This is a genomic window from Polaribacter septentrionalilitoris, from assembly GCF_009832745.1.
In the GTDB taxonomy this organism is placed as follows: Bacteria; Bacteroidota; Bacteroidia; order Flavobacteriales; family Flavobacteriaceae; genus Polaribacter; species Polaribacter septentrionalilitoris.
The window spans coordinates 1-12,015 of the sequence record NZ_VRMJ01000034.1; the positions used below are offsets into that span (position 1 = coordinate 1).

Sequence of the window (12,015 nt, forward strand, 5' to 3'; positions counted from 1 at the left end):
TAACTAGCAATGAATTATACACATTGTTGTAAAACGTTTTTTTAATCGATTGGGATTTCAATAAATTCCGAAATCACTTTACCGTTTTTAGAGTTTATCTTAATCACTTTCGATTGGTTATTTTTCAGTTTGCTTTTTAATGTCCAAGTCAGTTTCCTTTTCTCATAATCAATGTCCCAGTAATATATTTCATTCAGTCCGTTTTCATTTCCGATTTCAAGAGCTTTTTTCAAGTCGATTTTGGTTTTATTCTGCAAAACTTTTAAATAAGGTTCTAAAATTTCCTGAATTTCTTTTTTATTCCAAGGTGTTGTGCAATTAAGATTAAAAGGAAATCCCAATTCCGTTAAAATTAGGTTTTCGTCCATCACTTTATAATTTAACCATAATTGAGTAGCTGGAAAATTAGATTTATTAAATTCATCTAAAGTCAATCTTTCAAGTCTGTCTTCATTTTCATTATAAACTTCAATTAAGGTTTCTGATTTCTCAAATTTGAAGTTATTATCTAAAATTTGTTCTCCAATTGCAAATCTTAATTTTTCATTAGCGCTATGTTCTGCACAATAAATTATTCCGTCGATGAAGTTTTGTGAGTTAGAAACTCCAAAATTCAGAACTAATAAAATTGTTAGCAGGATTTTCATTCAAATGTTTTACAACGTGTTTATATATGGTTTGTTGCGTGGTTTAAGCACCTAATTTAGTAAATAATTACTGACCAAGAAAATCCGCGAGGATTTTCGTAAGTAAGCAAAAAGCCAGCAATAAATTATATATGTTGTTGTGGTGTCGTTTTTATTCAGTCATTATTTTGATTTTATTCATATCAATTGTTCCTTTAAATATTGTGTCAGTAATTATTCCATTTTTATTCGCAAGTAGATAATGTGGAATATGCGTTGTCATTAATCCATTAGAATTATTTGATTCTTTAAAATATGTGTCAAAATCTTTATAGTTATCAGGTAAACTAATATGAATTCCTTTTAGTTCAAACTTATTAATTTTAATAATCCATTTTTTTTCTTCTTCTGGTTCATCATCCAATCCATTTGCAATAAATATTAAATTCAATTTCTCACCATATTCGCTATAAATATTTCTTAATATTGGTGCATCTTTTTCCAATCTTTCAAAACTAAATCGAGTATTAAAATATATAAAACTTGGTCTATCTTTAAATTTCTCAATTTTTAAAATGTCTTGATATGTTTTTTGTTGATTCAAATCTATTTCCAAAATTTCAATTTCCTTATTCTTATTGAATTGAGTGTAATAGAAAGCAACTATATAATTCCGAAAAGTATAAATACTAAAGAATAACATAAATATTATAAAAAGAAGATTACTTTTCTTGATTTTCATTTCGTTTTTTTAATGCACCACAACGTTGTTGTGTTATGGAAAGTTGCGATTTTTGTACGCGAGGATTTTCCGCCAGGAAAATCAAAGTGTGCAAAAATGCAACTACTTTTAAATTAAGCTAAAAATAAGCAATTTTTTATACACGGTGTTGCCAAATAGCTGTTTATTATATTCCTATTTTTCCTATTTTAATTCATTCAGTTTTCTAAAATTCAACATTTGAGTAAAAATTCCGTCAAGTTTTTAGTTCAAAGTTTAAGTAAATTCCACAATTCAGATTTTCTGAATTTTTGATTTTCCACAAATTTTTTAAGTTCAGTTCCGAAGTTTCGGAAGAGTAAGAATTCAGCATTTTGTGTTTTCCGAGTTTGAGAAAATTCACACGTTTTATATTTTCCACATTATGCAAAATTCAACTTGTTGAATTTTGCTAGCGAGAGAGTGTTCAGCATTTTTTAAATTCTTTTTTTGTCTTAAAATTCAAAAAAATTATGCTCAATTTTCATTTTCAACATATGAGTGAGTACAGTTTTTGGCAACGTGTTTGTGTTATGATTAGTTGCGTGTTTAAGCAACTAATCTACTAAATAAATCACGAACGGCGAAAATCCGAAGGATTTTCCAAGTGAGCTAAAAGCAGCAATTAATTATACACGTTGTTGCCAACTGTTTTTTTTCTAAAATTCGGATTATATTTCTCATATTTCAAATCAAAATTTGAGCTTAAAAATTCAATTGTTGGTTTAACGTATTCCTTCTTTTTTAAATTTAATATTGATTCACGTTTTGTATGTCTTTCATTCAAAATGTTAATTTCAAAGGTTTTATATATATCTGCTAAATCTGGTTTTGCATCACTAAACCAAGCAAGTTTTTGAGATTTCCTAAATTTCAACACTGCTAATTTCGGTGTTTTAGAAATGTCAATTCGTTTTTTAAAAAACAATTCTCCTAAAAAAAATGAACCAATATAAAGATTTGAATTTCTTTTCAAGAACCCTCTTTTCAGAAATGCTATTGATATTAGGAATAGATAACAAATAATACAAAGTGAAAGAATTAAATAATCTTTCGGACTTAAATTATTTTTGAACAAAAAGAAAATTTTAATTAAAAAAGGAGCTCCAAGATAAAGTAAAAATGTAATTTTCTGATGATTAGTAAATCTATATTCTAAAATAATTTTTTTCATTCAGAGTGTTTTCCTAAATAGTTGGCAACGTTGTTGTATATGGTTTGTTGCGTGTTTCAGCACCTAATTTAGTAAATAATTACCAACCAAGAAAGTCCTCGAGGACTTTCGCAAGTAAGCAAAAAGCTAGCAATAAATTATATACGGTGTTGGCAAATCGTTATTTTTCATTCTTTACTCTACTAAATTTCGGATATGAATTTACGTATTCAATAATAATACTATCTCCGATTTTTAATTTTTCATTTCTTGAATCTTCCCTATATTTTTTTCCTTCAACACTGAATTCGTAAGAATAAGAGAATTTTTGAGAAACAGGACTGTTTCCCCAATAATTTTCTTCGTTGACTATAACTGCTTTAGTTATTTCAGAGTTATTATTTAAAAGATAATTCTTTAAGTTTCCTCTCAAAACTATTCCGAATAAAAAGTACAATACAATTCCTGAATACAAAAAAAGAGACCATCTTTCAGTTATGTATTTGAGAATATGCCTGTTTTTTTTCTTCTTTTTTTTCACAAATATTATTCTTTCAGTTTTACGTTTTCTAAATTCCTGTTTTTATTTCCTTTGTAAATAACAAATAATCCAAACAAACCTAAAATTGAACCAAAAAAGAAGTCATTATCAGTTTCATACTCATCTAAAAATATAAATCTGTCATTACTTTCATTACTTAATAATTCAATTTCATTTTTTCCAGAGATTTCTTTACAGTAAAAACCTTTAGTTCTTTTTACGAATGTTTTTCCTTTAAATTCAAATTTTAAAAAGTAATTACTATTTCCAGAATCATAACAATCAATAACTTTTATCAATACAGTTTTATTCCTTTCTGTTATTTTTTTGTCAAGATATCCGTTTCTTAAAACTATTAAACTAATCAGAATCATAAATATTCCTCCAATTATTAAACCATAATTAGTAATAAATTTCAATAATCTATCTTTCAATATTTTCGGTTTTTAATGTTTGCCAACGGTTTTGTGTATGGTTAGTTGCGTGTTTAAGCAACTAATTTAGTAAACAAAAACGAACGCGAGAAAATTCCGAAGGAATTTTCCAAGTAAGCAACGACCAAAGCAATTAATTATACACGTTGTTGCCAACAGTTTTTATTTTTCATTTATACTTTTAATGCATAAATCTATTAATGATAACATTCGAAAAAACAAATAGTCAATATGCTTTGATTTTGATACTTCTATTTTGTTCGTTTCGTGATGTCTTATTCTATAGTCGTTGCCAATTTTGGTCAATAGTTTAAATTCATTTTCGATAAATTCAAAATTGAAACCATCAGACGCAATAGAAACCAATTCGGAAGACGATTTTTTCTTGTTTGAATCAAAATAAGTTTTAATTCTCTCGAATGCATCCCATAATTTTTCTAATGCAATTTGTTTATCCTTTGGAATGAAAAATCTGTCTTTAGCCTCGTTGATTAATGAGTCCAATTCTTGGTCATTAGTTTTAGTTTTTCTATCAAAAAGTAGTTCCACGTTTACATTCAAGTCCAATAAATATGATAAGTCCATACCATCATCAATATGCAAACTATCATTGAGGATTTCTTTAAATTCCTTTATTGCTTTTTGATATTCAGTATCAAAATCAAGCTTTTGTTCTTTGGTATACTTCCTGAAATCTCGTTTATTGAATAGACCTTTTCTAAAAACTAAAGATAAATCGTGAATATTTAGCAACAATAAAGTGTCTCGAACCCAAAATCTTCTTGTTGAACCATCGTGTTCAAATTGAAGACCTAAATCTTTAAAAAATTTGGTAAGAAAAAAAGAACTTCTGTATGGAAAACTGTTATTGTCTCCGCAAATCAGTTCTGCGATTTCCATTTCAAATTCTGGGTTATTATGTCGAGCTTGTAGTAGCTTTAATTTCTGTAAATCAGATTCACTTTTTTTATCAGATTTTAGTTTGAAAATAATATCAGAAAGAAGTACTTGAGCTTGCTCAAATCCTGAACTATTTATTTCGATTGCCATAGGTTTGAATTAAAAAGGTAAATCATCATCGTTCATAATATTATCAAAGTCATCTTGCTCGGAATAAAATTCAATTTGAGAAAATCTAATTTTTTCATTTTCAGTCAAAACAGGTAAGATTTTTGATTTCAAATTCTCAAAACTCTTGATATTCCCATCCTTTAAACCTTTCTTGTAAACTTCAAGACTGGAAATTGCTTTTTCAATGGTTTCTATTTTCTTGATATCTGTCATTCTCAAATTGTTGGCAACGTTGTTGTATATGCTTTCTAGCGTTTACAAAGCACTAAAATAGTAAATAAAAACGGAATAAAATGAGTGCGAGAATTTTCACAAATAAGCAATTAATAGCTATAAAGTATATACGGTGTTGTACTTAGTGCTTTTTTAATATTTCAATCAATTTTGTATTCACATAAACACTTTCTCTTCCAATCTTTTGAGAGGTTAGTATTCCAATTTCTTCCATTTTTTTTAAATATCTTGAAGCGGCCTTTCTTTCTACGTTTAATTTTTCTACAACAAATTCTATTTTAGAATAAGGTTGTTCAAAGAGTAATTCAATTAATTCTTTTCTGTAAATTTTAGGTTCCTTTTCTTGTGCATATATTATAGTCTTATCCAATAATACTTTAATTGAATTTATTTTGTCAATGGTTCTGTTTGATGTTACTTCAACAGCTTTTAGCATATAAATGATATATTCAGACCATTCATCTTTATTGTTAACTGTATTTAGTAAACGGTAATAATCTGCTTTATTTTCGTTGATATATGAACTTAAATACAAAATAGGAATATCTAAAAGGTCGTTTATAATTAGGTATAAAATATTTAGTATTCTTCCTGCTCTTCCATTTCCGTCATAAAAAGGATGAATACTTTCAAACTGATAGTGTAATATGGCTAAATTAATTAGCGGATTTAAATCGTTTTGTTTAACATTAAAATGTTCTAAGAAATTGCCTAATAAATCTAAAATTTCCTCTTTTTCTTGTGGTGGCGTATAGACAATTTCTCCAGTTTTATCATTTTTTAAAACAGTTCCAGCCATTGACCGAATTCCAGCATTATTTTCGATAATGGTTTTTTGAATAGTTTCAATGTCTTTTAGCTTTAAAAATCCTTGTTTCTGTATTAATTCAAAACCAGAAAAAATAGCACTTCTATAATTTATAACTTCTTTAACTTGAGTTGGTTGTTTTATGTTTGTAGCTAAAGCTTTATATAATTCATCTTGTGTTGTAATAATATTTTCTATTTCTGAACTATCTTTAGCTTCTTGCAAGACAACAGCATTTATTAACATTTCTTGATTAGGAATAGTTTTAGCAATTCCTTTTAATTCTCCTAATGAATTTGAAGATTTACTCAATTGTCGAAGAATTTCAATAGTCTCTACTTTTTCTCTTTTTGGTGGTAGTTTTGCAAGTTTATTGATTTGGGACATTTTATCTATAGTATATTATATATGTACCAAAAATACAAAAAATAGTTCAATTAGATTCGATATGCGACTTTTTGTCCCGCATTAAGTACAACGTTTACGTATAAGAATAGTTGCGGTTTTGTGTGCGAGGATTTTCCGCAGGAAAATCAGACGTAACAAAACTGCAACGACCTTTGGTTAAGCAATAATCTAGCAATTATTTTTATACATTGTTGCCATTAGTTTTTTATTTCAGTCGTCGTAATAATCTCCGTCTTCCCAATCTTTTTTTCCAAGATAATCTCCACAAAAATTATAACGATTAATAGGTTTAACTTTATCCACATTTTTGCCGTGACTGAAAATCCAAATTTCATTTCCGACAATTTTTATGCGATTAAATTTTCTTGTGTCTGAAGCATCCATTGAGCTTATAAAAACTGATTTTTTTTCAAAAACTTCATTTCCATTTTGGTCAATAATTCGGTCAGTCACGATTACTTTTTTATGTTTTAAATTCCAGAATAAAAACTTGCGTTTCTTTTCAATTCGTTCCGTTTTCAGAGTCACACTTTCAATTCCGCAATCAATTTGTTCGGTCAGAGTTTTGTTTTGTATTTCAGACGTTTTTATTCCGCTATTCAGATTAATGAATACGAAAATCAGACTTAATGAAACTGAAAATATTGAATTTATAACGGTCATTTCAAATTAATGGCAACGTGTTTGTACAAAGTTAGTTGCGTTGGTTAAGCAATAAAGTTAATAAATAATTACTGACAAAGAAAATCCGCGAGGATTTTCGCAAGTAAGCAAAAAGCAAGCAATTAATTTTGTACGGTGTTAGCTGTAGTTTTTTCACCTTCTAATATGAGGGAATAACATATATTTTGGTGCTCCTGGCATTTCCAAATTGTATCTTTTCCTTCTCTCAATTTGCCAAAATCTATTATATTCACTTCCATAATATTCTTTATCAAATCTTTTCATAATAACCATAGCCCAAGCAACACCTTTTGTTATTACTTTGTTTTTTATATAAGGTGAAGGGTCAATTTGTTCCCAACTAGAAGAAATTTCCTTATGAGAAATATTTTTATTTCGGCTAAATTCAATATTTTTTTCTTTCAAGTAATTACTGAATTTTTTCACTTCTTCTTTTTGGATTTTAAATTTGTCAGCTGCAAAATTAAAATTTAATCTTCCGTGAGAAGTTTTTGAAATCTCTGATAATCTTGAAATTATATCTTCTTTAAATTTAGTCTGAACAATTTTCAATAAGTTCAGATTTTCATTTTCCATATCTTCTAAAAGATTTCCTGTTTTTAATTCCAAAATCTTGTATTCGTATATTTTAAAGATTACCCACGATTGAATTATTCCTCCAACCTCGCCTCTTAAATGCGAGATTAATTTCAACGGTTCCATCTTCTTTACTTTTGACATTTTTTTTGAATTACAGCTAACGTTGTTGTATAAGGTTTGTTGCGTTGGTTTAGTGTAAAGTTAGCAAATAAATACTGAATAGAAAATCCGCGAGGATTTTCGCAAGTAAGCGATTTACCAGCAATAAATTTTATACGTTGTTAGCTACAGTTTTTTTATTCGTCTCCAAAAATTTTCAGTTTTTAACTTATCAAATTCAGACTTTAATTTTTTCCATTCTTCATAATCTTTTCTTACTTCTTCAGGACTTTTATTATAAACATCTGAAATATTCGTAACGTTATTCAAAATTTCTAATAAAGATAATCTTTTAGTCAACTTTCGGTTAATTTTTTCAGTTGATGTAAATAATTCCTTTAATTTCTCTTTCAATTCAAACGAATATTTTCTGTTCAAAAATTCAGATGCTCCAAGTTGATTATTTTGAATTTTAGTTTTCATTAATAGATTCCACAATTGGGTAAAATTCAATTCTGGCAATCTTACAAATCCGTATTCATTTCCCCAACCATTATCCCATAGATATTCGTTCCTCCATTTGTTATTATTTTTATCTAAATAATAATCTTTTCCTTCAACTTCTTTTAATCCAAAATCTGATGGTTTTTGTTTTGTTGATCTAAATGATGCAAAAAAATAAGGTTCGTTTATATTCTTCAATTTTGAGTATGATTTGGAAATTGTAGCTAACGTTGTTGTATATGGTTTGTTGCGTGTTTCAGCACCTAATTTAGTAAATAATTACCAACCAAGAAAGTCCTCGAGGACTTTCGCAAGTAAGCAAAAAGCTAGCAATAAATTATATACGGTGTTGGCAAATCGTTATTTTTCATTCTTTACTCTACTAAATTTCGGATATGAATTTACGTATTCAATAATAATACTATCTCCGATTTTTAATTTTTCATTTCTTGAATCTTCCCTATATTTTTTTCCTTCAACACTGAATTCGTAAGAATAAGAGAATTTTTGAGAAACAGGACTGTTTCCCCAATAATTTTCTTCGTTGACTATAACTGCTTTAGTTATTTCAGAGTTATTATTTAAAAGATAATTCTTTAAGTTTCCTCTCAAAACTATTCCGAATAAAAAGTACAATACAATTCCTGAATACAAAAAAAGAGACCATCTTTCAGTTATGTATTTGAGAATATGCCTGTTTTTTTTCTTCTTTTTTTTCACAAATATTATTCTTTCAGTTTTACGTTTTCTAAATTCCTGTTTTTATTTCCTTTGTAAATAACAAATAATCCAAACAAACCTAAAATTGAACCAAAAAAGAAGTCATTATCAGTTTCATACTCATCTAAAAATATAAATCTGTCATTACTTTCATTACTTAATAATTCAATTTCATTTTTTCCAGAGATTTCTTTACAGTAAAAACCTTTAGTTCTTTTTACGAATGTTTTTCCTTTAAATTCAAATTTTAAAAAGTAATTACTATTTCCAGAATCATAACAATCAATAACTTTTATCAATACAGTTTTATTCCTTTCTGTTATTTTTTTGTCAAGATATCCGTTTCTTAAAACTATTAAACTAATCAGAATCATAAATATTCCTCCAATTATTAAACCATAATTAGTAATAAATTTCAATAATCTATCTTTCAATATTTTCGGTTTTTAATGTTTGCCAACGGTTGCGTGTATGTTTGTGTTGCGTAAATTTAGCAAAAAGAAATTAAAAAAACCAGCATTTGGCGGACTGCGTATTTTTCCGAAGGAAAAATGAGCAGCAATAAAATATACGCCTTGTTACAAGTAGTAGAGTTTTATTTTGTGATAACAGATTTTAATCGTTTTACTCAAAATTCAACTTGCTCAAAAGTCAACGATTAAGTGAGAAATTCACATTTATTTTCAGTTTGTAAAATTCAGCGTTTGAGTGAAAATTCCAAAACTCCAATACTTAATTTTAAGTTTTAAACTCAAAATTCACTTAAAGTTGATAAATTCCGACGAGCGAGAGACTGTTCAGTTTTTACAGTTCAATTCAGAAATTACGCAAGAGTAAAAATTCAACAATTTGTGAGAATTAGCTCAACTTGAGCAACTCAAAAACTCACTCAAAGTTTATAAATTTTGGAGAGGGAGAGAGTGTTCCAGTTTTTGAAAATTCAACATTTTTCAGCTTGTATTTTTTCCGCCGAACTATTACTTGTAACGTTGATGTATAAGATTAGTTGCGTGTTTAAGCACCTAATTTAGCAAATAAAAACCGAATAGAAAATCCGAGAGGATTTTCGTAAGTAGGCTATTACCAATCAATTAATTTTATACATTGTTGGCAACAGTTATTATTTTTTCGTAATGTTCAATCAAACCTTTAATTTGCAACCAATATTCATTTATTCTTTCTTTTCGTACTTTTTCATTACTCAAATGCAAAGTAGCCTTGTTTGAGAAATCTTCAAAGTTTATAGATGGAATAAAATGATTTCTACAACACCAATTTTGCATTACATTAAATTCGCAGTAGCCATTTATTAATTCAGATAATTCCTCAACATTACTCTCAACAGTTTTTATTCCATAAATTAATTGCCCAAAACCTCTTTGAATCATTAAATATACTTTTTCATTCTTATATTCAGACAATTCAAATTTTAGACCATACCAAAAATTCTTATTTCTTGCTTGATGAATTACTGAATTCAAGTTCTTTTTTGAAAATTTTTGTTCATCGAGAATTATATAGTTTTCTGATTTAATTTTTTCTTCAAAATAATTCCAAAAGTCCCATTCTGTATGCCATTTAATATGAATCCAATTTTGCGCAATAGTTAAAGCACTTTCAATATTGTTATCTTCACTTAATAGTTTGTATATTTCTAATCTTTGCTCCATATTACTCGATTTTCCTGTAATGTTATTTATTAAATCCTGATATTGAATAACGGTTTCACGAAGTCTTGAATTTTTTGCTGTTATTCCAATACAATTTTCTAGCCAACTTAAAATATGAAAGCTATATGAAATTAAATTTACAACACCTTTTTCTGTTTTATCATTGCTTCGCTTACTTTGTAGTTTTAGAGTTCCTAGACTTTCTTTGCTTGGTTCTTTCCCAAAAGGTGTTAGGTAATAAATATAGATATCTTTAAAGCCTTCGATTGTAATTATTTCATTGTACCTTTCCAATTGTTTGTTTTGGTCTTCTGCCCAAATTTTATTCTCTATTATTATTGCTTGTTTATCATTTTTAATTAGAATATCGATGTTTTTATATTCTTTATGAACAGAATAACTATCTAAATCGAAATCTATGATGCCAATAACTTCGAGAAGTGAATTTGTGATTTCCGAACCAAATTTGTGGTTTCCGTTGTTTCTTAATAGTTCGTAAATAAATTGTGAGTGTAAATGTACTTCGTCACTTTTATCCCTTAAAATTTCAAAAATATTAAATTCATTTTCGGCATTGATTAACGAATATTTATAGTTTATTAATTCTACTTTTTTTAATAGATTTATCATTAACTTTTATTGGTTTGCGCAGTTCAGTGGTGTGAGTGGTTAATTGTTGCCAACGTGTTTGTATATGGTTTGTTGCGTGGTTTAGCACGTAATTTAGCAAATAAAAACCGAATAGAAAATCCGCGAGGATTTTCGTAAGTAGGCTAGAACTAGCAATAAATTATATACGGTGTTGTACACAGTTTTTATTCTAAATCTTCATCATTTTCCTCAATAATAATAAATTCAAACTTGGTAGATTTTAATACTTCTAATAAAAACGTTTCGGTCTTTTGCTTTTCATAACAAGGATGAGTTAAATCAATACGCACTTTAATTATCCATCCACATTCTTTATTAGATTCATTATAATATTTTCCTTCAATATCTTCATTAACAAAAAGTTCAAACCAAGTTCCAACTCCTTTATTAAGATTCCAATAAAAATGTTTTAAAATAAATGGCAAACGAGCATCAAGCATAGATTTACTTTTTGCTTTTGACATTGTTCTATCAAGAGTTTTTAAATATTCATTCACTCTTTGAACGATTATTTTTTCGTCTTTTTTAGAACATTTTAATCCATATGTAGTAAATGGCTTCATAAGTTTAATTAAATACTGTTAAGTGAAGTTTTTTAATATTCATCTTCCATAGTTTTGTCAATCCAATCTATGAAATTTTCCCAATTAAAATTTGGGTCAGTTTCAATTCCGTTTGAGTTATGGTCAAAAATCACAACAGGAAATTCAGATTCAGAACTTCGATTATCGAAACACCAAAAATCTCCATTATCTTGTCTAAAAGGTGTTAGATATTCAGGGAATTCTAATTCAGCATAATCTTTTAAAACTTCCTCCAAATTCATATAAGGTTCAAGCTTTTTATTCGCAAAACCAAATCCGTCAAAGGCGAAATCTCCGAGTGGAATTTCTTTGCAGTATTTAAGCTGAAATTCAATAAATGATTTAGGAAACTTACAATTATATTTTTCAATTAATTCGTTCAAGTCCTTTTCATTCGGTTCAGGACAATTCGTTGGAAATGTAGGTTCTCGTTCAGAATACTTTTCTTTTATATCTTCAAATGTCATTTTTTGGTAAATTGTGTACAAC

General features: G+C 27.7%; 16 protein-coding genes. All 16 read right to left on the minus strand.

Annotation, left to right across the window (positions count from 1 at the left end):
- Positions 1-41: 41 nt before the first annotated feature.
- Entirely contained in the window at positions 42-647 is a 606-nt protein-coding gene (locus FP421_RS09500; protein ID WP_159949977.1) for a hypothetical protein, read from the minus strand.
- Positions 648-798: 151 nt separating this feature from the next.
- Entirely contained in the window at positions 799-1,368 is a 570-nt protein-coding gene (locus FP421_RS09505) for a hypothetical protein (protein WP_159949979.1), read from the minus strand.
- Positions 1,369-2,011: 643 nt separating this feature from the next.
- Positions 2,012-2,560, minus strand: a complete 549-nt coding sequence (locus tag FP421_RS09510; RefSeq protein WP_159949981.1) for a hypothetical protein — start codon at positions 2,558-2,560, stop codon at positions 2,012-2,014.
- A 160-nt stretch (positions 2,561-2,720) separates the two neighbouring features.
- On the minus strand, positions 2,721-3,080 hold the full coding sequence (locus tag FP421_RS09515; protein ID WP_159949983.1) for a hypothetical protein: 360 nt from the start codon (positions 3,078-3,080) through the stop codon (positions 2,721-2,723).
- 5 nt (positions 3,081-3,085) lie between these two features.
- Positions 3,086-3,514: a hypothetical protein gene (locus FP421_RS09520; RefSeq protein ID WP_159949985.1), complete on the minus strand. Its 429-nt coding sequence runs from the start codon at positions 3,512-3,514 to the stop codon at positions 3,086-3,088.
- Positions 3,515-3,676: 162 nt separating this feature from the next.
- Entirely contained in the window at positions 3,677-4,564 is an 888-nt protein-coding gene (locus FP421_RS09525; RefSeq protein ID WP_159949987.1) for a hypothetical protein, read from the minus strand.
- Positions 4,565-4,573: 9 nt separating this feature from the next.
- Entirely contained in the window at positions 4,574-4,798 is a 225-nt protein-coding gene (locus FP421_RS09530) for a hypothetical protein (RefSeq protein WP_159949989.1), read from the minus strand.
- Positions 4,799-4,940: 142 nt separating this feature from the next.
- Positions 4,941-6,014, minus strand: a complete 1,074-nt coding sequence (locus tag FP421_RS09535; protein ID WP_159949991.1) for a Fic family protein — start codon at positions 6,012-6,014, stop codon at positions 4,941-4,943.
- A gap of 231 nt (positions 6,015-6,245) precedes the next feature.
- Positions 6,246-6,698, minus strand: a complete 453-nt coding sequence (locus FP421_RS09540) for a hypothetical protein (RefSeq protein WP_159949993.1) — start codon at positions 6,696-6,698, stop codon at positions 6,246-6,248.
- A gap of 153 nt (positions 6,699-6,851) precedes the next feature.
- Entirely contained in the window at positions 6,852-7,439 is a 588-nt protein-coding gene (locus tag FP421_RS09545; protein WP_159949995.1) for a hypothetical protein, read from the minus strand.
- Between the two features lie 144 nt (positions 7,440-7,583).
- The gene (locus tag FP421_RS09550) at positions 7,584-8,099 is read right to left on the minus strand and encodes a hypothetical protein (protein WP_159949997.1); all 516 of its coding nucleotides are present in this window, start codon (positions 8,097-8,099) and stop codon (positions 7,584-7,586) included.
- Positions 8,100-8,261: 162 nt separating this feature from the next.
- A complete protein-coding gene (locus FP421_RS09555) occupies positions 8,262-8,621 on the minus strand; it encodes a hypothetical protein (RefSeq protein ID WP_159949983.1) in 360 nt (119 codons plus the stop codon).
- 5 nt (positions 8,622-8,626) lie between these two features.
- On the minus strand, positions 8,627-9,055 hold the full coding sequence (locus FP421_RS09560; protein WP_159949985.1) for a hypothetical protein: 429 nt from the start codon (positions 9,053-9,055) through the stop codon (positions 8,627-8,629).
- Between the two features lie 663 nt (positions 9,056-9,718).
- Entirely contained in the window at positions 9,719-10,921 is a 1,203-nt protein-coding gene (locus tag FP421_RS09565; RefSeq protein ID WP_159949999.1) for a PDDEXK-like family protein, read from the minus strand.
- Between the two features lie 185 nt (positions 10,922-11,106).
- Complete coding sequence (locus FP421_RS09570; RefSeq protein ID WP_159950001.1) at positions 11,107-11,505, minus strand: hypothetical protein; 399 nt, start codon at positions 11,503-11,505, stop codon at positions 11,107-11,109.
- A 32-nt stretch (positions 11,506-11,537) separates the two neighbouring features.
- Positions 11,538-12,015 (minus strand): SMI1/KNR4 family protein (locus FP421_RS09575; RefSeq protein WP_236548092.1); only part of this gene is annotated, 478 nt, incomplete at its 5' end.